Consider the following 21,147-nt stretch of genomic DNA (forward strand, 5'->3'; position numbering starts at 1 on the left):
TCCGCATCGGGCCCGACGACGACCTCGGCATCCGCCACACCGGCGGCACCACCGGCATCCCCAAGGGCATCCTGAGCCTGCACGGCCCCTACCGCGACATGTTCGAGACCGCCCTCGCCGGCCGTCCCGAGGAGGAGCCGCCCCGCCTCCTCGCCGCCACCTCGCTCGCCCACCTCGCCGGCGTGCTCTCCGACGTGACGCTCCAGCGCGGCGGCTCCGTCGTCCTCCAGCGCTCCTTCGACCCCGGCGAGGTGCTGGCCGCGATCGAGCGCGAACGCATCACCGACCTGTGGGTGCTGCCCCCGCTGATCCACCAGTTGCTCGACCACCCGGCCATCGGCCGCACCGACCTGTCCAGCCTGCGCCGGCTCGACTACGGCGGCTGCGCCGCCTCGCCCACCCGGATCCGCGAGGCCCTCAAGGTGTTCGGGCCCGTCCTGGTCAGCCTCTACGGCATGTCGGAGGCGCAGAAGATCGCCTTCCTCACCCCCGCCGAGCACGCGCGGTTCGGCGACGACGGTCCGCTGCCGGTCGGCCGCCCCTTCCCCGACGTGGAGGTGGAGATCCGCGCCGCCGACGGCACCGTGCTGCCGGCCGGCGAGCAGGGCGAGGTGCACGTCCGCTCGGGCACGCTGATGGCCGGGTACTGGAAGCAGCCCGAACTCACCGCCGAGGTGCTGCGGGGCGGTTGGCTGAACACCGGTGACATCGGCTACTTCGACGCGGACGGCTACCTCTACCTCGCCGACCGCCTCAAGGACCTGATCATCGTCGTCGGCGGCCACGTCTACCCCACCGAGGTCGAGGACCTGCTGCTCACTCACCCGGCGATCGCCCAGTGCGCCGTCTTCGGCGTGCGCGACACCCAGGAGTCCGAGCACGTCCACGTCGCCGTCGTCCCCGCCCAGGGGCAGCAGCCCGAGCTGGAGGAGGTCCGCGCCTTCGTCACCGCCAACAAGGGCCGCATCTACGCCCCCGAGGCGCTGCACCTGGTGGACGCCATCCCGCTGACGTCCGTCGGCAAGCCGGACAAGAAGCGCCTGCGCGAGGTCGTCGCGGGCTGAGCCCGCCCGGGGTGCTCACCGAAACCCCACGGAACCCCGCACGGATCCCCACCCGGTTTCACCCCCAGGCGGGGTTTGGCTCAATGAACCACCGGCCCGGTGCCGAGTAGCCAATGGGGGGTGGCGGCGCTGAGGGCCGCCACCCCTCCCGCTCGCTCGTTCTTGACCACCGGTCATCCACCGGCGGTCGTCCACCATCAGCAGTCATCCACCGGCAGTCATCCACCGGCGGCCTCCAGGCAGCACTCCACGAAGTCCCGGACCACCGGGTTCCCGTCGTCCGCCGGGGACCAGGCGACCCCGATCCGGCTCGGGCTCACCCCGCTCACCGGGCGGTAGGCGATCCCCGGGCGGGCGTAGAAGCGGGCGGTGGACTCGGGGGCGAGCGCGACGCCGTAGCCGTTGGCGATGGCACTCAGCCAGTCGTCCGGGTGCTCGACCACCGCGCCGAAGCGGACGGGGTGCCCCTCCCGCTCGTCGGCCGCGACCCAGTAGTCCCGCCAGCGGCCGGTCTCCGCCGGGGCCGCCACGAAGGGCTCGTCCCACAACTCGCGGAACGGCACCACCTCCAGAGCGGCCAGCGGGTGCGCGGAGGGCAGGGCGACCCAGCGTGGCTCGGTGAACAGTTCGGCCACCCGCAGCCGTTCCTGCCCGGGGAACGGCAGCCGCAGCAGCGCGACATCGGCCTCCCCGGCGGCCAGGCCGGCCGTCGGGTCCGACCAGGCCGTGTGCCGCATCTCGACCCGCCAGCCCGGGTGCCGGGCGGTGAACCCGGCGACGATGCCCGGCGTCGCCTCGTTGGCGGCGCTGGCCAGGAAGCCGACCCGCAGCACCCGCTCCGCCCGGCTCGCCGCGCCCCTGGTCTCCCGCAGCACCGCGTCCCAGTCCGCGAGCAGCCCCGGCACCCGCGCCGCGAGGCTCCGACCGGCCACGGTGAGCGCCATCCCGGCCCGGGACCGTACGAACAGCGGCACGCCGAGCAGGCTCTCCAGCTGCCGGATCTGCTTGGTCAGCGCGGGCTGGGAGACGTACAGCCGCTCCGCCGCGCGGGTCAGGCTGCCGTCCTCGGCGACGGCGGCGAAGGTGCGCAGCAGGCGGGTGTCCACATCCATTCCGCCAGGTTATGGAAGCGGGTATTGGACGCAAGGGGAGCGCCGCGAAGAGGCTTGGCAGCGGGGTGGAAACCGCCCCTCCCGTCCGGTCCCCACCTGGCCCGTCCCGGCCCCGGCACGAAGGAGTCCCATGTCCCTCGCCCTCGTCATCGTGACCGCCGTCGCCATCGCCGCCAACGGCGGGATCGCCGCCGCCGACTTCGCCAAGGCCGAGTTCGTCCTGGCCAACTCGGCCGAAGTGAACGTCGGACCGGAGTGGGTCCCGTGGCTGGCCTCGCTCAAGATGGCCGGGGCCGCCGGACTGCTGATCGGCCTGGTCGCCGTCCCGTCGCTGGGCCTGGCGGCCGCGGTCGGGCTGGTGCTGTTCTACACCGGCGCGGTGGCGACCCACCTCCGCACCCGGGTCCTCCACAACATCCACTTCCCCGCCGGCTACCTCGCCCTGGCCGTCGCCACCCTCGCCCTCACCCTCACCCGTTGAGCCCCTCGCGGCCCGCCCTGCACGACCACCGCGCACACGGTGGTACTGCCGTCCAGGGACGTCTCGATCTGCAAGGAACGCCTGTGGCACGGACGAGGCAGGCTAGTCCTCCCGCCCGCGGAAGGTCCGGCGGTACTCCCTCGGTGCCACGCCGACCCGCTTGACGAACACCGGCCGCAGCGACACCGCCGAGGCGAAGCCGCAGCGGGTGGCGACGGTGTCGACCGGTAGGTCGGTCTCCTCCAGGAGGCGTTGGGCGGTGAGGACGCGCTGGTCGAGGAGCCAGCGCAGCGGGGTGGTGCCGCTGGTGGCGGTGAAGCGGCGGGCGAAGGTCCGTTCGGACATCAGGGCCGCGGCGGCCATCCGGCGGACGGTCCAGGTGGTGTCGAGCGAGCCCAGGATCTCGGCACGGGCCCGGGCCAGCGGGTCGTCCCCGTCGACCGGGGGCACCGGGCTGGGGATGAACTGGGCCTGGCCGCCGGCCCGGAAGGGGGCGGTGACCATGGCCCGGGCGATGGCGGCGGCGGCCTGCTGGCCGTGGGCGGTGCGGACGAGGTGAAGGCAGAGGTCGATGCCCGCGGCGACGCCCGCCGAGGTCCACAGGCCGTCGCCGCCGGTGAACAGCACCTCGGGGCGGACGGTCACCGCCGGGTGGCGGCGGGCGAGTTCGGGGGCGAGGGCCCAGTGGGTGGTGGCCTCGCGGCCGTCGAGCAGTCCGGCCTCGGCGAGCACGAAGGCGCCCGCGCAGAGGGAGGCGACGGGGACACCGGCGGAGGAGACGGCCCGCAGGGCGGCCAGGACTTCCGGGGGGCGCCGGGCAGCCGGGTCCTCGACGCCCGGGACGACCACCAGGTCGCAGTCGACCAGCGCCTCCAGCCCGAGGTCGGGGACCCGTTCCAGCCCGCCGCCCAGCCGCACCCGGGCCCCGGCCGGACCGCAGACCCGCAGGTCGAAGACGGGGACGCCGGACCGGGTGGCCCGGTTCGCCCACACCTCGCCGATCACCGCGTAGTCGAAGGCCCGTACGCCGTCGAAGACCAGGCAGCCAACAGTTCGCATGGCGGGAACCTATCGGTGAGTGGCATCCCTGCCCATCACTCCGCCCCACCGGCGGCCCGCACGATGGAGCCATGACGAACACCGACGCCTTCGACGCCCCGCTCGCTCTCGACCCCGACGCCGTCCTGCTGCTCATCGACGTCCAACGCGGCTTCGAGGACCAGGACTTCTGGGGCCCGCGCGACAACCCGGAGGCCGAGCGGCGGATGGCGGAGCTGATCGCCGCCTGGCAGGCGACCGGCCGCCCGATCGTCACCGTGCAGCACGCCTCCCGGGTCGGTCCGCTGGTCGAGGGCACGCCCGGCCACGCCCTCAAGGACTTCGTCGCCGGGACCACCCCGGAACTGCACGTCACCAAGACGGTGAACAGCGCCTTCTACGGCACCCCTGACCTGCACGCCTGGCTCCAGGAACGCGGTGCCCGGCAGCTGGTGGTCACCGGGATCATCACCAACGTGTGCAACGAGACCACTGCCCGGATGGCCGGCAACCTCGGCTACGACGTGATCTTCCCGACCGACGCCATGCACGGCTTCGACATGACCGGCCCCGACGGCACCACCGTGCCCGCCACCGATCTGGCCCGCGCCACCGCGACCACCCTGCACGCGATGCGCTTCGCCAAGGTGGTCACCACGCGGGCCGTCCTCGACGCCGCGAAGACCGGCGCCGGGACCGGGCACTGAGACCGGCGTCGAGCCCGGAGCTGAGCACGCCGGGACCGCCGCTAGGGCCTGAACAGCGGCTCGTACGCGTTGCCCTCCACCGCGTTGAGCAGGACGTACGACGGCCCGAGGCCGAAGGCGACCTCCCGCAGCCGGGCCAACGCCTCGGCCGCGGTGGGCACTTCGAGCCCGATCGCGGCGGCGGCCGCGTCCCGGTCGGCGAGCAGGTCGGGCTCGTCGGCCAGGTGGTCCTCGGCCGCCTCCGCGCTCTCCTCCTCGGTCAGCCGCACGCAGTCCCGCCACCACGGCAGCGCGAGCACCAGTCGGACCATCTCCTCCAGCCCGACCGCCACCAGCGCCGCCCCGCCCTCCGAGTCGGCGTACAGGACGGGCCGCTCGTCGCCGCCCGCGCCGCACAGGAAGAAGGTGCCGCCCGCACCGCACTTGGCCACCTCCTCCAGTGCCTCGCCGGAGGCGAGCACGACCTCCTCCACGTGCGAGTAGGCGTCGAGGGAGAAGTCCCCCGGCCAGAGCAGGTAGTCGACGATCGCGGGGGTGGCCCGGAGGCGCTTGAGGAACGACATGGCGGCCACCCTACGGCGCCGGTAGGACAGTTCAGGCCGCCAGCCGCCCGGCCCGGAAGTAGCCGAGCGGCACCTTGTCCGCACCGATCACCGAGATGTGCACCAGGTGCCGCACCCCGGCCCGCCGTGCGGCCGCGACCAGGCGGCGGGTGGCCTCGTCGTCGCCCTTGGGCCGCCCGCGAGGTGCAGCACGGTGCCGACGCCCGCGAGCGCCGCGTCCAGCCGGGCGGCCGTCCCGGTGGCGTCGCCGAGCAGGTCGCCGCGCACGTACGTCACGCCGTCCGTGCCGTCCCGCTCCCGTCGGCTCAGCACCCGCACCGGCAGGCCGGCCGCCCGCAGCAACGGTACGACCTGCCGGCCCAGGGTGCGGTGCCGCCGGTGACCAGTACCGGGTTGTTCGTCACGATCGTCTCCGTTTCGTCCCGGGCCGGGAGTTGATCTCCGACCGCCCACCGCTGTTGGGTGGCTCTGCTGCCCTGCCCCGAGGCGACGAAGGAATGTGACACGGTGGACGAGAGATCTGCCCGCACCGCGCTCTTCGAGGAGCACCGCCCGCACCTGCGCGCGGTCGCGTACCGGATGCTCGGCTCGATCAGCGAGGCCGAGGACGCGCTCCAGGACGCCTGGCTGCGCTACGACCGCACCGACACCAGCGGGGTGGGCAACCTCGGCGGCTGGCTGACCACGGTGGTCTCCCGGGTGTGCCTGAACCAGCTGCGCGACCGCGCCGCGCGCCGCGAGGAGCCGCTGCAGCCGGCCGGACCGGACGGCGCGAGCGGCCCCGAGCGCATCCCGGACCCCCTGCTGCGGCGCGAGGGGGTGGTCGACCCGGAGCAGGAGGTGATGCTCGCGGACTCGGTCGGCCTGGCCCTGATGGTGGTGATGGAGTCGCTGTCGCCCGCCGAGCGGGTCGCCTTCGTGCTGCACGACCTGTTCGCGGTGCCGTTCGAGGAGATCGCCCCGCTGATCGAGAAGACCGCCGCCGCGACCCGCCAACTGGCCAGCCGGGCCCGCCGCAAGGTGCAGGGGCAGGCGCCCGCGCCCGACCCGGACCTGGGCCGTCAGCGCGTCGCGGTGAACGCCTTCTTCGCCGCCGCCCGCAACGGCGACCTGGACGCGCTGCTCGCGGTGCTCGACCCGGACGTGGTGCTGCGCTCGGACGGCGGGGTCGGCCGGGCCCGGCACACCGTGGTGCTCAGCGGCGCCGCGACGGTGGCGGGGCAGGCCGTCCTGTGGGGCAAACTGTCGCCGTTCGCCCGCCCGGCGCTGGTCAACGGCACCGCGGGCGCGGTGGTCATCGGCGACAACGGCCGGGCGCTGTCGATCATGGCGTTCACCGTCGTCGCCGGCGTGATCGCCGCGATCGACGTGATCGTCGACCCGGAGCGGCTGGCCTCCTTCGACCTCTCGGCCTTCCGGGACTGAGTCCCGACGACAGGGGGCGGCCGGGTTTCCGGCCGCCCCCCGCGGCACTCAGCGCCCGACGGCCCCGTCCAGCTGCTCGCGGATGATGTCCGCGTGTCCGGCGTGCCGCCCGGTCTCCTCGATCATGTGCACCAGCACCCAGCGCAGCGACGGCCCCTCGGTGGCGTCCGGCCGCAGCGAGCGCGCACCGGGGCGGTCGAGGTCCGGGGCGGCGGCGGCCACCGCGTTCGCCCGGGCGATCGCGTCCCGGTAGCCGGCGACCGCCGCGGCCACCGTGAGGTCGGCCGGTACGGCCACCTCGCTGTCGGGGGCGGCCCCGTCGCCCGACCCGCCGTAGGCCCACTCGAACCAGTTGTGCTCGACCACGGTCAGGTGCCGGACCAGCCACAGCAGGCTGGTGCCGGAGGCGACGCCGGGGCGCCGGGCGTCCTCGTCGGCGAGGCCGTCGACCTTGGCGATCACGGCCTCGCGCAGGTAGTCGAGGAAGGCCAGCAGAGTGGTCCGCTCGTCGGCGTTCACCGTCGGCGGACGGCTGTCGGAGAGCTTGCTCGGCGCGGCGCCAAGGGGCGCGGTGTTCTCGGTCACCGCGCCACCCTAGCCATCCGTACGCACCTGATGAACCGTCACCAGCCCTGTTCGCGCACCCAGCCCGCCAGGTGCCGGGCGCAGTCGTCGACCGACTCCCGCCAGGTGTGCGCCGCGCCGTCCCCGGCCTCGTCGCTGACGTACTTGACCAGCCGGACCGGCACCCCGGCCCGGTGGGCGACGGCGGCGACGGCGTAGCCCTCCATGTCGACCAGGTCGGCGTGCTCGGCGAGCCGCTCCTTGGCCGCCGGGGAGTCGACGAACAGGTCGCCGGTGGCCAGCACCGGGCCGTCGCCCCGGCCGACGACCAGCGGATCGCCGTAGCTTCGGCCGGTCAGGGCCCGCAGGGCCTCGCTGTTCAGATCGTGCTGGATCACCTGGACGACGTGGTGGATGCCCTCCCAGCCGGGGCGCAGCGCACCGGCGGTGCCCAGGTTGATCACCTCGGAGGGCCGCTCGCCCTGGGCGAGCACGGTGGCCAGGGCCGCGGTGGCGTTGACCTTCCCGATCCCGGTGAGCAGCACGGGCAGCCGGTCGTCGAGGTGGGCGGCCTCCTCGCGGACCGCGACGACGAGCAGCGGGCGGTCGGGCGAGATCGTTCCAAGCAGTCGCATGGGGCCCATGGTACGGAGGGGTAGGGTGCCCCACCCGGGATCAGCGCGGCGCGGAACCGCGGCGCCGAGCGGTGACGCCGAGCGGTGACGGAACCGCGACGCCGAGCGGTGACGCCGAGCGGTGACGGAACCGCGGCGCCGAGCGGTGACGCCGAGCGGTGACGGAACCGCGGCGCCGAGCGGTGACGCCGAGCGGTGACGGAACCGCGCGGGGCCCCGCCCGCGTCGCACGGGTCGCCCCCTCTCCGCGCGGCCGGCCCCGACCCGGGTACCAGCCGGCTACCAGCCGGCGCGAACGGTACGAACGGTACGAACGGCGCGAGCCGTACGGGAGCGTGCAGGAACCGTGCACGACATGCTCAAGATCAGCGCAAGTCGGGTGTGGCCGGAGGGAGTCACGGCCATACTGCTGCCATCGGTCGGGCCCCGGGTGTCGGGTCCGGCCCCAGGGGAGGATGAGGCGGGTGGCAACACCAGTAGGCAACGGCGCACCGGGCGCCGCGTTCCCGGCACGGCCGAGCGCGCCACCGGCCGTACCGGGGGCGGCACCGGCGGCACCGGCGGCAGCGGGGCGGCGGGGCGCGGCTCCGCCCGGCTTCCCCGTTCCCGGTACGGCCGGCGTACCCACGAAGCGCCCCGGTCCGGGCGGACCCGGGCGCGGTGTGCGCGCCCGCCTGGCGCAGGCCACCCGCACGCCCCCGGGCCGGCTGCGGCTGGCCGGGGTGGTGCTCGCCGTGCTCACGGTGGCCTTCGGCGGGCTGACCGCCTGGCAGTTGGAGACCAGGGCGTCGGCCGCCGACCGGGTGGTCTCGTACAGCCAGCCGCTGAGCCGGGACGCCGCCGAGATCCACCGCTCGCTGGCCGACGCCGCCACCACCGCGGCCTCCGGCTTCCTGCTGGCCGGCGCCGAGCCCAAGGACGTCCGGGCCCGCTACGAACAGGACCTCGCGCAGGCCGCCAGGCTGGTCTCCCAGGCCGCCGCCCGGACCACCGCGACCTCCCCGGCCCAGGACTCACTCTCCCGGCTGAACCAGCAACTCCCGGTGTACGCCGGTCTGGTGGAATCCGCGCGGGCCGACAACCGGCAGGGCATCCCGCTCGGCGGCGCCTACCTGCGGTACGCCTCCGAGCAGATGCAGACCGTCCTGCTGCCGGCCGCCGCCGAGCTGAACACCATCGAGACCAAGGAGCTGGCGGACGACTACGCCGCGGCCCGGTCGGTGCCGTGGGGCGCGTACGGACTGGCGGTGCTGGCCCTGGCCGCGCTGGGGTGGGTGCAGCTGACCCTGTTCCGCCGCACCAACCGGGTGTTCAACATCGGCCTGCTGGGCGCCACCGCCGCCGTGCTGGCGGCCACGCTCTGGCTCGCCGTGGCCGGGCTGACCACCGGTTCGGCCCTGGAGAAGAGCGACCACGAGGGCGCGACCCCGCTGCGGGCGCTCAACTCGGCCCGGGTGGACGTGCTGAGCGCCCGGCTGGCGGAGAACCTGAACCTGGTCGCGCGCGGCTCCACCGCCACCTACAACGGGCAGTACGCGGACGCCACCAAGCGCCTGGCCGGAATCGCCGGCAAGTCGACCCCGATGCGGCGGCGCAGCGGCTCGCTGCCCAACGCGCTGGCCCTCGCGCCGAGCGCCGCCGACCAGGCCCTGGCCACCGCCGCCGACCAGTACGACCTCTGGCAGGACCGCTATCAGGACGCGGTGAAGGCCGAGGTCGGCGACGCCGACTACCAGGGCGCCCTGAACAGGACGGTGTCGGCCACCGACACCACCGGCACCGCCGACGCCGCCTTCAACGGCACCGACCGGGCGCTCGCCCAGGCCGCCGACATCGAACAGGCCCGGTTCAGGGCCGTCGCCGACGGCACCGCCGGGGACCTCCGCCTGGCGGCCGGCGCCGCCGCGGTGCTCGGCCTGGTGGCCGCGGCGGCCGCGCTGCGCGGTCTGGGCCGACGACTCGCCGAGTACCGGTAAGGGGGAACGGAACAGATGCGCAGCAGAACCGTACCGACCAGGAGCGCCGCGACGCTGGCAGTGCTGGCGGCCTGTGCGGCCGTGCTCGGCGGGGGCGGCCCCTCCGGCGCCGCGCCGACCGGCGCGCCGCAGGCCGCCCGGCCGGCCCAGCAGGCCCAGGAGCAGCAGAGCCGGTCCGACACCTGCGACATCTACGCCAGCGTGCCGCCGAGTTCGGTGGACGGCCCGGCGGTGAAGGCCATCAAGGCCCGGCACAGCCTGGTGATCGGCGTGGACCAGAACAGCTACCGTTGGGGCGCCCGCAACCCGAACACCGGTCAGATCGAGGGCTTCGACATCGACCTGGCCCGGGCGATCGGCACCGCCATCATGGGCGACCCGGAGAAGGTGGTGCTCAAGCCGGTGGCCACCGCCGACCGGGTCGACGCGGTGCAGAAGGGCCGGGTCGACCTGATCGTCCGCACCATGACCGTCAACTGCAAGCGGATGGAGGACGTCGCCTTCTCCAAGCCGTACTTCAGCATCACCCAGCGGGTGCTGGTCCCGAAGACCTCCCCGGCGAAGAACCTGGACGAGGCGATCGGCGGCAGGAACGTCTGCGTCGCCAAGGGCTCGACGGCCGCCGACGTCTTCGACCCCGCCAAGAACGGCGCCAAGAAGGACGCGAACGCGCACCTGACGGTCGTGGAGAACCAACTGGACTGCCTGGTCCTGATGCAGCTCGGAAAGATCGACGCCACCATGACCGACGACGGCCTGGCGGCCGGGCAGGCCGCGCAGGACCAGACCGTGCGGATCGTGGACGGCGACGTGCAGCCGGAGGTGATCGGCGTCGCCATGCTCAAGAGCAGCCCGGACCTCACCGCGCGGGTCAACCAGGTGCTGGCCGACTACCACGCCGGCGGCGAGTGGGGGCGCAGCTACGACCGCTGGCTGAAGCCGTACATGCTCAACGACGCCGAGCACTACTGGCCGGTCCCGCACTGAGGACCGGCCCGGGGACCGCGATGGAGCACCGACCCGGTACCGCCCCCGGGCCGGTACCGGGGCCGGTACCGGGGATTCCCGGGACGGACGGGTACGGACCGGTGCGGACGCGGGGTGTTGACGGCGTCTTGACGCCCCGCGCCCGCACCGCCCGGACGCCCACCGGCTAGGGTTCGGGACGATCACCACGGGGAGACCGGTGGTGGACACGGGGGTTGTCGCGGGACCGCCCGTCGCACGCGACGGCGGCCCGCGCGAGGAAGGAAGGACACCGCGGTGGCGGCATCGGCTGGCCCGGTACTGAGCCGGGAGGAGGTGGACCGCGCGCTGGCGCGCCTCGGCGCGGAGCGGGACGCGGTCGAGTCGGCGCTGCTCGCCCTGCAGGACCACCCGGGCCTGCGGCTGCTGGACGGCGCCGATCTGACCGGACGGACCCTGGAGCGCTGGTCGGTCGCCGGCAAGGGCCTGCCGCTGCTCTGGGCACTGTTCGACCGCTACTCCGAGGCGCTCGCCTCGGCCCGCGCGGTCCGGGCCCGCAAGGCCAAGCCCGGCAACCCCGAACTCGCCGAGCTCAGCGAGCTGCTGACCGGGGACGCGGTGACCGTTCCGGGCGGCGCACTGCCGGACGGTCCCCAACTGCTGGGCGCGCCCGCCAAACTGGTCGAGCGGGTCAGCCTGGACGCGCTGATGGCCCGGATGAACTCCTGGTACGCCACCGTGCTGGAGGTGGTCAGCGCCGCCGACGCGGTCTGGTCGGCGCTGCCGGCCCGGATCGACCTGCTGCTGGCCGAGCTGCACCGGGTGCAGACCCTGGCCGCCTCGCTCGGCGTGCGGGCCGGCGGCCACCCGCTGGGCGACGACCTGGCCGGGCTGGCCCGCGACCTCACCGAGCTGCGCACCGAGGTCCGGGAGGACCCGCTGGCGCTGTGGCGTCCGGCCCGGGTGCCCGCCCAGCGCGGCACGGTTCCCGAGGGCGAGGCCTTCGCCACCCCCTCCGGGGTGGTGGACACCGAGCGCTTCGACCGGGCCGGGCGGGCGCTGGACGGCGTCCGGCTGGAGCTGGAGGACCTGCTGCGGCTGCGCGACGACGCCGAGGAGCGCCTGCAGGGCGTCGGCGACCTGCTCCAGCGGGCCGACGCCACCCTGGCCGAGGCCCGCCGGGCGCGCGGCGAGGTGCTGGCGAAGATAGCCTCCAGCGACGTCCCGGCCGTGCCCGGCCCGGCCTCGGCGCTGCGCGAACGGATCGTCACCGCGCTGGAGCTCCGCCAGGGCGGGCAGTGGGGCCGGCTGGCGCCGCTGCTGGACGCGCTGGAGGACGCCGCCGCCAAGGAGCTGGCCCGGGCCCGCCAGTCGCTCACCGAGGTCACCCAGCCGCTGGCCGTCCGGGCCGAACTGCGCGGTCGGCTGGACGCCTACAAGGCGATGGCGGGCCGGATGCGGGTGGCCGAGGACCCGGAGGTGATCGAGCGGTACGAGAAGGCGCGCTGGCTGCTGTGGAGCGCGCCCTGCGACCTGCGGGCGGCGGCCGCCGCGGTGGCCCGCTTCCAGCAGTCGCTGCGTCCGGCCCGGGCCGAGGCCTCCGAGGGCGCGCAGGCGCCCGGAGGCGCACCGGCACACGAGGGCGCACAGGCACACGAGGCGGCCGGCCAGACGCCGGTCGACGGACAGGTACAGGGGGGCTGAGGTAGATGGGCGAGGCGTGCGTACGGCCGGACTGCTCCGGCGATGGCAGGATCGACGCCGACGGCTACTGCGACGAGTGCGGGCTGGCCCCGGCCGGGGCCTCCACGGTGGCCCCCGCGGGCACCGGCGCGACGACCGCGCCCCCGCCGACCGCCGCCGGCCCCGGCTCCCCGTGCCCGCGGGACTGCGCGGGCACCATCGACCCGGACGGCTACTGCGACGAGTGCGGTCTGACCCCGCCCGGCGCCGACACCGGCGTCACTCAGCCCTACGTCCCGTCCGCCCGGGTCACCCCGGACTCCGCCCGCAGCGGCTCGATCCGCTCGCTGTCGGCCCGCACCGGCTCCGCCCGCTCGATGTCCGGCCGCTCCCGCTCGCACCGCTCCACCCGCACCGGCAGCAGCCGCTCGGTCTCGGTGCGCTCCACCCGCGGCAGCGTCAGCGCGGGTACCCGCAACCGGCTGGGCGCCGGCCTGGTCACCGTGCCGACGGTCGCGACGGCCGACCCGGCGCAGGCGGTGCTGGCCAACCCCGAGGTGCCCGAGCGCAAGCGTTTCTGCTCCAAGTGCGAGGCCCCGGTGGGCCGGGAGAAGAACGGCCTGCCGGGCCGCCCGGACGGCTTCTGCACCAAGTGCGGCACGCCGTACTCCTTCACGCCCAAACTGCGCCGTGGCGACCTGGTCGGCGGGCAGTACGAGGTGGTCGGCTGCCTGGCGCACGGCGGGCTCGGCTGGATCTACCTGGCGGTGGACCGGCGGGTCAACGACAAGTGGGTGGTGCTCAAGGGCCTGCTGGACACCGGGGACGAGGACGCGCTCGCCGCGGCCGTCGCCGAGCGGCGCTTCCTGGCCGAGGTGGACCACCCGAACATCGTGCGGATCATCAACTTCGCCGAGCACCCGGACCTGCGCACGGGCTCCACCGACGGCTACATCGTGATGGAGTTCGTCGGCGGCAAGTCGCTCAAGGACATCGCCAACGACCGCCGCACCCCGGACGGCCGGCGTGAGCCGCTGCCGGTCGAGCAGGCGATCGCGTACGCCCTGGAGGCGCTGCCCGCGCTGGGCTACCTGCACAGCCGGGGCCTGGTCTACTGCGACTTCAAGATCGACAACGTCATCCAGAGCGGGGACACGCTCAAGGTCATCGACATGGGCGCGGTCCGCCGCTTCGACGACGACGGCCCGATCTACGGCACCATCGGCTACCAGGCCCCGGAGATCGCCACCGACGGCCCCTCCCCCGCCTCGGACCTCTACACCGTGGCCCGCACCCTGGCCGTGCTCACCTTCGACTTCCAGGGCTACAGCACCACCTACCGCGACTCGCTGCCCGGCCCCGAGGACGTCGAGGTCTTCGCCAGGTACGAGTCGTACTACCGCTTCCTGGTCCGCGCCACCGACCCGGACCCGGCCCGCCGCTTCTCCTCCGCCGAGGAGATGGCCGACCAGCTCACCGGCGTGCTGCGGGAGGTGCTGGCCCTCCAGGACGAACGGCCCCGGCCCGCGCTGTCCACCCTGTTCGGCCCCGAACTGCGCGTCGTCGACACCGAGTTGGTGCTGCCCACCACCCAGCCCGGGCAACTCCGGGTGGCCGCGCTGGACCCTTCGGCCGCCGCCCTCGCCCTGCCCGTCCCCCGGGTCGACCCGGGCGACCCCAACGCGGGCTTCCTCGCCACCCTGCTCGCCACCGACCCCGAGGAGGCGCTCGTCGCGCTCGGCGGCGCCCCCGCCGTCTCGGTCGAGAGCCGGCTGCGCGAGCTGCGCGCCCTGCTCGAACTCGGCCGCCACGGCACGGCCGTGCAGAAGCTCGCCGAGCTGGAGCAGGACCACCCGGACGACTGGCGGGTGGTCTGGTACCGCGGACTGGTCGCCCTGGTCGGGTCGGCGGACGTCGGCGCGGAGGGTCTGCGCGCCGCGGCCCAGGCCTTCGACGCGGTGTACGACGCCTTCCCCGGCGAGGCCGCGCCCAAGCTCGCCCTGGCCATCTGCGCCGAACTGCTCGGCGACGGCGGCGACGCGGCCGAGTTCTACCGCCTGGTGTGGACCACCGACCACGCCTACCTGAGCGCCGCCTTCGGCCTCGCCCGGGTCCGCCTCGCCGAGGACGACCGGCCCGGCGCGGTGCGCGTGCTGGAGTCCGTCCCGGCCACCTCCAGCCAGTACACCGCCGCCCGGATCGCCGCCGTCCGCGCCCGGCTGCGCGAACGGGCCGCCACCGACCCGCTCGCCGCCGACCTCGCCGCCGGCTCCGACCAGTTGACCGCGCTGCGGCTGGACGACCGCCGCCGCGAGGAGCTCTCCGTCGAGGTGCTCGGCGCGGCCCTCGGCTGGGTCGGCGCCGGCTCGGCCGGGGCGCAGCAGGGCGCCGACCTGGTGGTACTGGGACGTCCCGCGGTGGAGCGGGAACTGCGCTTCGCCCTGGAACAGTCATACCGGGTACTCGCCCGGTTGGCCGACCGGGCCGAGACCAGGATCGAGATGGTGGAACGGGCCAACCGGGCCCGCCCCAGGACGTGGGTGTAGCCGATGCCGCAGCAGACCGAGTGCCCGAGCTGTTCCGAGCCGATGGAGCCCGACGACGCCTTCTGCGGGCGCTGCGGGACCGGCCGGGACGGCCGGGCGGCCCCGGGCGCGATGCCCGCCGGCTGGGCCGCCGCCCGCGGTGGGGCCGTCCCGTCGCAGCGCGGGCCGGTCTGTGTGAACTGCGGGCAGCCGCAGGTCACCGAGGACGGCTACTGCGAGGGCTGCGGCAGCGCCCAGCCGCGCCCGCGCGACCACATGGAGAAGGCGCTGGCGGGCGTCGCCGGGGTCAGCGACCGCGGCGTGCGCCACCACCGCAACGAGGACTCCTTCACCGTCGCCGCCAGCTCGCTGCCCGGCGGGGAGCCGGTCGTGGTCGCCGTGGTGTGCGACGGCGTCTCCTCCTCCGACCGCCCGGACGAGGCCTCGGAGACCGCCGTCGACGCCGCCTCGGAGTCGCTGCTGACCTCGCTGGAGGCCGGCCGGGACCCGGAGGAGGCGATGCGCGCCGCCGTCGCCGACGCCGCCAAGGCCGTCGCCGACCTCGCCACCGACGGCGCCGGGCCCACCCGCCCCGACCTCAACGCGCCCGCCTGCACCTTCGTCAGCGCCATAGCGGCGGGCGGCCGGATCACCATCGGCTGGGTGGGCGACACCCGGGCCTACTGGATCCCGGACGACCGCAGCACCGCCGTCCCCTTCCGGCTCACCCAGGACGACTCCTGGGCGGCCCGGATGGTGGAGGCCGGACTGATGGGCGAGGCCGAGGCGTACGCCGACCCGCGCGCCCACGCGATCACCGGCTGGCTCGGCGCCGACGCCGAGGAGGTCGTGCCGCACACCCTCGACTTCACCCCGCACGTCCCCGGGGTGCTGCTGATCTGCACCGACGGGCTGTGGAACTACGCCGAGGCGGCCACCGACCTGGCGTACTTCGTCCGGCCGGACGCCCGCACCGAGCCGCTCGCGGCGGCCCAGACCCTGGTGAAGTTCGCGGTCGCGGCCGGCGGGCACGACAACATCACCGTCGCGGTGCTGCCGATCGACCCGCCGGCGGCCTCGGTCGAGGAGGCCGAGGAGACGCCGACCGCGCTGGACCTGAAGGTGATCACCCCGACCGCCGCCGAGGGCGCTCCCGAGGACGACCCGGACTACGAGCCGACCCTGCCGGACCTCCCGGTGATCGGCTCCCGCGCCGCTCCGCTGCCCTCGGTCCCGACCGCTCCGGCCGTCCCGCCGGCGCCGCCCGCGCCCCCGACAGCCCCCCCGGCCCCGCCGGTCGCCCCGCCCGTCCCCCCGCAGCCGCCGCACCCGCCGACGGCCTGACCGGCCGTCGGCGACCGGCCCGGCTCCCGACGGCACCCGACGGCGCCGTCCGCCGGGCTGCCGGACCGCCCCACCGACCCGATCGCATCCACCCCTCACCCGACGGGAGCCACCGCCCCATGGCAACACTGGCGAAGCCGAACCTGCCCAGGTTCGACGTGGAGATCTTCCAGAACGAGTACCTGGCCGACGGCGCGCGCGAGGTGAACGCCATCGTCACCGTCACCTCCACCGGCGGCGGCACCTCCGGCGGCCGCCCGCTCGGGCTGGCCGACGCCGGTCCCCAGCGCGGCGACGCCGACGCGGCCGTGGTGATCCTGGTCGACTGCTCGGGCTCGATGGACTACCCCAAGACCAAGATCAACGGCGCCCGGGAGGCCACCGCCGCCGCCATCGACGCGCTGCGCGACGGCACCGCCTTCGCCGTGGTGGCCGGCACCCACGAGGCCCGCGACATCTACCCCGGCGACGGCACCCTGGCGACCGCCTCCCCGAGCACCCGGGAGCACGCCAAGGAGTCGCTGCGCCGCCTCACCGCCGCCGGCGGCACCGCGATGGGCACCTGGCTGGCCAAGGCCGACAAGCTCTTCCTCACCCGCCGCGACATCGCCATCCGGCACGCCATCCTGCTCACCGACGGCAACAACGAGCACGAGTCGGCGGAGGACCTGGCCCGCAACATCGAGCGGGTCACCGGCCACTTCACCGCCGACTGCCGCGGCGTCGGCACCGACTGGCGGATCGACGAGCTGCGCAAGATCTCCTCGGCGCTGCTCGGCACCACCGACATCGTCGCCGAGCCCTCCGGCCTCGCCGAGGACTTCCGCTCGATGATGACCGGCGCGATGGGCAAGCAGGTCGCCGACGTCGCCCTGCGGATCTGGACCCCGGCCAACGCCACGGTGAAGTTCGTCAAGCAGGTCGCCCCCGCGGTCGAGGACCTCACCGGGCGCCGGGCCGAGGCCGGGCCCCGGGCGGGCGACTACCCGACCGGCTCCTGGGGCGACGAGAGCCGCGACTACCACGTCTGCGTCGAGGTCCCGGCCGCCTCGGTCGGCAACGAGATGCTCGCCGCCCGGGTCAGCCTGGTGCTGCCCCCGCAGGTCGGCGGCGGCACCCCCGAGGTCCTCAGCCAGGGCCTGGTCAAGGCCGTCTGGACGGACGACCTGGCCTCCTCCACCCGGATCAGCCCGCAGGTCGCCCACTACACCGGACAGGCCGAGCTCGCCTCCTCGATCCAGGAGGGCCTGGAGGCCCACCGGGCGGGGGACGTCGACACCGCGACCGCCAAGCTGGGCGCCGCCGTCCGGATCGCCCACGCGACCGGGAACGACGGCACCTACAAGCTGCTGCAGAAGGTGGTGGACGTGGTGGACCCGAAGGAGGGTACGGTTCGGTTCCGTAAGAACGTGAGCGAGGCCGACTCGATGACCCTTGAGACCCGGTCGACCAAGACGGTACGTGTGAAGAAGTGACCGCGAAGTGACCGCTGAAGACGTGACCGGGCCGGCTGCCCGGCGCGAGGCCGCGCCGCACCGGCCCGAAACGAGGGGGACCTGATGCCGATCTGCCCGAGGGGCCACGAGTCGCAGGCCGAGGACTGGTGCGACTTCTGCGGCTTCCCGATGACTCCGCCGGTCCCGCCGGCCGGCGCCCACGGGGGGTACCCGGGTGCGCCGGGCGCCGACCCCGCGCCCGGCGCGCCCGCCGGACACCCGCCGCACGGCGGTGCGCCCTTCGGTGCTCCGGCCCCGCCGCCCCCGCCGCCGGGATCGGTCCCGCCGCCCCCGCCCGGGGCGTTCCCCCCGCCCGGCGCCTACCCGCCGCCGGGCGGCGCGTTCCCGCCGCCCGGGGCCGTGCCGCCCCCGGCGTCTCCGCCGGGCCTCACCGAGGGCCTGACCGTCTGCCCGATCTGCCGCAGCCCGCAGACCGGCCGGTTCTGCGAGGAGTGCGGCTACGACTACGAGCTGTCCACGCCCTCGCGCCGCCAGATGCCGTCCGGCGGTGGGCCCGCGCCCGCACCCGGTCCGGCCCAGCCCCCGCCGCTGAACATCCCGGCGGCCTACGGCGGCACCGCGCAGCCCCAGCAGGCCCCACCGCAGTCCCACCAGCCGCAGCAGCCGCAGCAGCAGCCGCAGGCCCCGGAGTACCCGCACACCTACGGCTACCCTCCGCCCGAGGGCGCCTTCCCGGAGGCCCCGGTGCGCGAGGACTCCGGCCCGGTGTACGCCCAGCCGGCCGGCCCCGGCCCGAACAACCGCGGCGGCGACTTCGGCACGTCCTTCCACCTGGCCCCGCCGCAGCCCCAGCCGGGTGCCCAGCCGGAGCCCGTCCCGGCCGAGCCGGTCCGGGCCAACTGGATCGCGGTGGTCTCGGCCGACCGCGACTACTTCACCGACATGATGGCCCGCAGCGGCCCCGAGGCGGCCGGCCTGTTCTTCCCGCCGTACTGCCCCGAGCGCCGCATCCCGCTGACCGGCCGCGGCCAGCTGCGGATCGGCCGGCGCAGCCAGCACCGGGGCACCGTCCCGGAGATCGACCTGTCGGTGCCGCCCGAGGATCCGGGCGCCTCGCACCAGCACGCGCTGCTCGCCGAACAGGCGGACGGCAGCTGGGTGCTGGTGGACCAGGACTCCACCAACGGCACCACCGTGAACGGCGGCGCGGAACCGATCTCCCCGCACACCGCCGTACCGCTGAACGACGGCGACCGGATCCACATCGGCGCCTGGACGACGATCACGGTGCACCGCGCCTGACCTGCGTCTTGATGCCTCGTCAGGGGCAACTCCGGCCGGGCCGGGTGGAATTCGACAATTCCGCCCGGCCCGGTTTTCTCGCGCCTTCCTCAGGAAATCCGCAAATCCCTGTCCCTGGTGTGCACAAGACGCCCCGAAACCCCTATTCTCTGGCCTCATGACTGCTGCTATATCCGCTGACGGCATCCGCCAGCGGTACGGGGATGTGCAGGCCGTCGACGGGGTGTCGTTCACCGTCGAGGCCGGCGAGTTCTACGGGATCCTGGGCCCCAACGGGGCCGGGAAGACCACCACCATGGAGATCCTGGAAGGGGTCCGCAAGCCCGACGAGGGCCGGGTCGAGCTGCTGGGGATGGCCCCCTGGCCGCGGAACCCGAAGCTGCTGCCGCGAATAGGCGTGCAGTTCCAGGCCTCCGCGTTCTTCCGGAAACTGACGGCCCGGGAGACCATCCGCACCTTCGCGTCGTTCTACGGGGTCGGCCCCAGGCGGGCCGATGCGATGCTGGAGCGGGTCGGCCTCGCCGACAAGACCGAGACCCTCACCGACCAGATGTCCGGCGGCCAGGCCCAGCGCCTGTCGATCGCCTGCGCGCTGGCCCACGACCCGGAGCTCGTCTTCCTGGACGAGCCCACCACCGGGCTCGACCCGCAGTCCCGCCGCAACCTCTGGGACCTCCTGCGGGACATCAACAACGAGGGCCGCACCGTCGTCCTGACCACCCACTACCTGGACGAGGCCGAGGTCCTCTGCGACCGGGTCTCGATCATGGACCACGGGAAGATCCTGCACACCGGCGCCCCCGCGGCGCTGATCCGCGAGATCGACGACACCGTCCGGATCAGCGTGGCCTCCGGCCAGCTGCCGGTCGAGCGGGCCCGCGAGCTGCTGGCCGCGGCCGGCGCCGACGTCGCCACCCTGGAGGACGACACCGTCTCGCTCTCCGTCTCCACCCGCCTTCCGGCCCCGGTGCTCAGCGTGCTGGCCGAGCAGAACGCGCTGCGCGGCCTCGAAGTGCGCGGCGCCACCCTGGAGGACGTCTTCCTCCAGCTGACCGGACGGGAGTTCCGCGCATGACCGCAACCACCTCCACCGAGCCGAAGGCCCCCGCCCCGCGCGGCGGTTCGGCCGGCGCCGCCGAGGGGCGGGAGCGGGTCAGCGCGTTCTGGAGCCTGTCCCGCGCGATGCTGCTCGGGATGAAGCGCGACCGCACCGCGACCTTCTTCATCCTGCTCTTCCCGCTGGTCTTCCTGGTCTTCTTCGGCAGTGTGACCAAGGGCTCCAACACCCCGCACGCCAAGGTCGCCCAGGTCGGCGCGGTGAAGCTGTTCGACTCGATGCAGGGCGAGGGCCGGACCGAGCTGGACAAGGTCCTCACCATCACCCGCACCGACGACCGGGCCGCCACGCTGGAGAAGGTCCGCAAGGGCGACTACGACGCGATGATCACGCAGGACGCGGACGGCAGGATCGAGCTGCGCTACAGCGCCGCCGACCAGGTCCGCGCCGGCGCGCTGCAGGGCATCGTCAACTCGGTCGTCCAGGAGGCCAACCAGGCGGCCACCGGGAAGCCGCCGGCCTTCGTCGTGGACGCCCAGCAGGTCGAGGACAAGTCGCTCAAGCCGATCCAGTTCCTCACCCCCGGCCTGCTCGGCTGGGCCGTCGCCACCGGCGCGGTCTTCGGCGCCGCGCTGACCCTGGTCAACTGGCGCAAGTCCAAGGTGCTGCGCCGACTGCGGCTGGCCCCGATCAGCGCCGGCACGGTCGTCAGCTCCCGGATCCTGGTCTCGCTGCTGACCGCCTTCCTCCAGACCACCGTCTTCCTGGTGGTCGCCACGAGCTTCTTCGGGCTCAAGCTCACCGGCAACTGGTGGCTGGTCCTCCCGCTGGTGGCCTGCGCGACGCTCGCCTTCATGTCCATCGGCCTGCTCGCCGGTTCGGTCGCCAAGACCGAGGAGGCGGCCAACGGCATCTCGCAGATCATCGTGCTGCCGATGTCCTTCCTGTCCGGCTCGTTCTTCCCGATGGACGGCGCCCCGGGCTGGCTGCAGACCGTCTCCAAGGTCATGCCGCTGCACTACCTGGTCGACACCGCCCAGTCGGTGCTGACCCGCGGCGGCGGCGTCATGGACGCCCTGCCCACCATGGGCGGACTGCTGCTCTTCGCGGCCGTGCTGACCGGCATCGCCTGGAAGCTGTTCAGGTGGGAGGACGCCTGACCGTCCCCCCGTGACCGCCTCCGCCGGTCACCGGACCCCCGCGGGGTCGTACGCCTTTCGTCCCGGTGTACGACCCCGTCGGCGTCTG

At 74.5% G+C, this 21,147-nt stretch carries 18 protein-coding genes and 1 pseudogene; 13 read left to right on the plus strand and 6 right to left on the minus strand.

The features are described from left to right. Window positions 1-1,064, plus strand: a 1,064-nt coding sequence (locus ACIRVF_RS40505) for an AMP-binding protein (RefSeq protein ID WP_402829626.1), incomplete at its 5' end; no start/stop codon positions are given. A 218-nt stretch (window positions 1,065-1,282) separates the two neighbouring features. On the opposite strand, the gene ACIRVF_RS40510 is transcribed toward ACIRVF_RS40505, so the two are convergent. Beyond that, on the minus strand, window positions 1,283-2,176 hold the full coding sequence (locus ACIRVF_RS40510; RefSeq protein WP_402829628.1) for a LysR family transcriptional regulator: 894 nt from the start codon (window positions 2,174-2,176) through the stop codon (window positions 1,283-1,285). A gap of 130 nt (window positions 2,177-2,306) precedes the next feature. On the opposite strand from ACIRVF_RS40510, the gene ACIRVF_RS40515 reads away from it, so the two are divergent. Further along, window positions 2,307-2,657, plus strand: coding sequence for a DoxX family protein (locus tag ACIRVF_RS40515; protein WP_402829631.1), 351 nt, complete (start codon window positions 2,307-2,309; stop codon window positions 2,655-2,657). 102 nt (window positions 2,658-2,759) lie between these two features. Here ACIRVF_RS40515 and ACIRVF_RS40520 read toward each other — a convergent pair whose 3' ends face one another. Continuing rightward, window positions 2,760-3,716 carry a GlxA family transcriptional regulator gene (locus ACIRVF_RS40520; protein ID WP_402829634.1) on the minus strand — a complete coding sequence of 319 codons (957 nt, stop codon included), beginning with the start codon at window positions 3,714-3,716 and terminating at the stop codon, window positions 2,760-2,762. Between the two features lie 71 nt (window positions 3,717-3,787). Here ACIRVF_RS40520 and ACIRVF_RS40525 point away from each other — a divergent pair, with 71 nt between their 5' ends. Continuing rightward, window positions 3,788-4,402, plus strand: a complete 615-nt coding sequence (locus ACIRVF_RS40525) for an isochorismatase family protein (RefSeq protein WP_402829637.1) — start codon at window positions 3,788-3,790, stop codon at window positions 4,400-4,402. A gap of 41 nt (window positions 4,403-4,443) precedes the next feature. Here the strand turns inward: ACIRVF_RS40525 and ACIRVF_RS40530 are convergent, their stop codons facing one another. Both ACIRVF_RS40530 and ACIRVF_RS40535 read right to left on the minus strand, forming a co-directional pair. Then, window positions 4,444-4,965: a hypothetical protein gene (locus ACIRVF_RS40530; protein WP_402829639.1), complete on the minus strand. Its 522-nt coding sequence runs from the start codon at window positions 4,963-4,965 to the stop codon at window positions 4,444-4,446. Window positions 4,966-5,017: 52 nt separating this feature from the next. Continuing rightward, window positions 5,018-5,369: pseudogene (locus ACIRVF_RS40535) on the minus strand (SDR family oxidoreductase); the annotation flags it as partial. A 103-nt stretch (window positions 5,370-5,472) separates the two neighbouring features. On the opposite strand from ACIRVF_RS40535, the gene ACIRVF_RS40540 reads away from it, so the two are divergent. After that, the gene (locus tag ACIRVF_RS40540; protein WP_402829641.1) at window positions 5,473-6,390 is read left to right on the plus strand and encodes a sigma-70 family RNA polymerase sigma factor; all 918 of its coding nucleotides are present in this window, start codon (window positions 5,473-5,475) and stop codon (window positions 6,388-6,390) included. 48 nt (window positions 6,391-6,438) lie between these two features. Here ACIRVF_RS40540 and ACIRVF_RS40545 read toward each other — a convergent pair whose 3' ends face one another. Further along, entirely contained in the window at window positions 6,439-6,975 is a 537-nt protein-coding gene (locus tag ACIRVF_RS40545; protein WP_402829644.1) for a DinB family protein, read from the minus strand. 38 nt (window positions 6,976-7,013) lie between these two features. Next, entirely contained in the window at window positions 7,014-7,589 is a 576-nt protein-coding gene (locus tag ACIRVF_RS40550) for a nucleosidase (RefSeq protein WP_402829647.1), read from the minus strand. Between the two features lie 662 nt (window positions 7,590-8,251). Here ACIRVF_RS40550 and ACIRVF_RS40555 point away from each other — a divergent pair. The 9 genes from ACIRVF_RS40555 (at window position 8,252) to ACIRVF_RS40595 (ending at window position 21,059) form a co-directional block, all read left to right on the plus strand. Continuing rightward, window positions 8,252-9,565, plus strand: a complete 1,314-nt coding sequence (locus ACIRVF_RS40555; protein ID WP_402829649.1) for a hypothetical protein — start codon at window positions 8,252-8,254, stop codon at window positions 9,563-9,565. A 15-nt stretch (window positions 9,566-9,580) separates the two neighbouring features. Continuing rightward, window positions 9,581-10,552, plus strand: coding sequence for a glutamate ABC transporter substrate-binding protein (locus tag ACIRVF_RS40560; protein ID WP_402829652.1), 972 nt, complete (start codon window positions 9,581-9,583; stop codon window positions 10,550-10,552). Window positions 10,553-10,828: 276 nt separating this feature from the next. After that, window positions 10,829-12,235, plus strand: a complete 1,407-nt coding sequence (locus ACIRVF_RS40565) for a hypothetical protein (protein ID WP_402829654.1) — start codon at window positions 10,829-10,831, stop codon at window positions 12,233-12,235. A gap of 5 nt (window positions 12,236-12,240) precedes the next feature. Further along, window positions 12,241-14,760, plus strand: coding sequence for a tetratricopeptide repeat protein (locus tag ACIRVF_RS40570; RefSeq protein ID WP_402829657.1), 2,520 nt, complete (start codon window positions 12,241-12,243; stop codon window positions 14,758-14,760). A gap of 3 nt (window positions 14,761-14,763) precedes the next feature. Then, the gene (locus ACIRVF_RS40575; RefSeq protein WP_402829659.1) at window positions 14,764-16,083 is read left to right on the plus strand and encodes a protein phosphatase 2C domain-containing protein; all 1,320 of its coding nucleotides are present in this window, start codon (window positions 14,764-14,766) and stop codon (window positions 16,081-16,083) included. A gap of 119 nt (window positions 16,084-16,202) precedes the next feature. Further along, window positions 16,203-17,558, plus strand: coding sequence for a VWA domain-containing protein (locus ACIRVF_RS40580; RefSeq protein WP_402829662.1), 1,356 nt, complete (start codon window positions 16,203-16,205; stop codon window positions 17,556-17,558). A gap of 84 nt (window positions 17,559-17,642) precedes the next feature. Further along, window positions 17,643-18,842: an FHA domain-containing protein gene (locus ACIRVF_RS40585; protein ID WP_402829663.1), complete on the plus strand. Its 1,200-nt coding sequence runs from the start codon at window positions 17,643-17,645 to the stop codon at window positions 18,840-18,842. Window positions 18,843-18,999: 157 nt separating this feature from the next. Then, window positions 19,000-19,917, plus strand: coding sequence for an ABC transporter ATP-binding protein (locus ACIRVF_RS40590; RefSeq protein WP_402829665.1), 918 nt, complete (start codon window positions 19,000-19,002; stop codon window positions 19,915-19,917). Beyond that, a complete protein-coding gene (locus tag ACIRVF_RS40595) occupies window positions 19,914-21,059 on the plus strand; it encodes an ABC transporter permease (RefSeq protein ID WP_402829667.1) in 1,146 nt (381 codons plus the stop codon). Before ACIRVF_RS40590 ends, ACIRVF_RS40595 begins: the two co-directional genes overlap by 4 nt. Window positions 21,060-21,147 lie beyond the last annotated feature (88 nt).

This window comes from Kitasatospora sp. NPDC101157, assembly GCF_044768255.1.
Taxonomy (GTDB): domain Bacteria; phylum Actinomycetota; class Actinomycetes; order Streptomycetales; family Streptomycetaceae; genus Kitasatospora.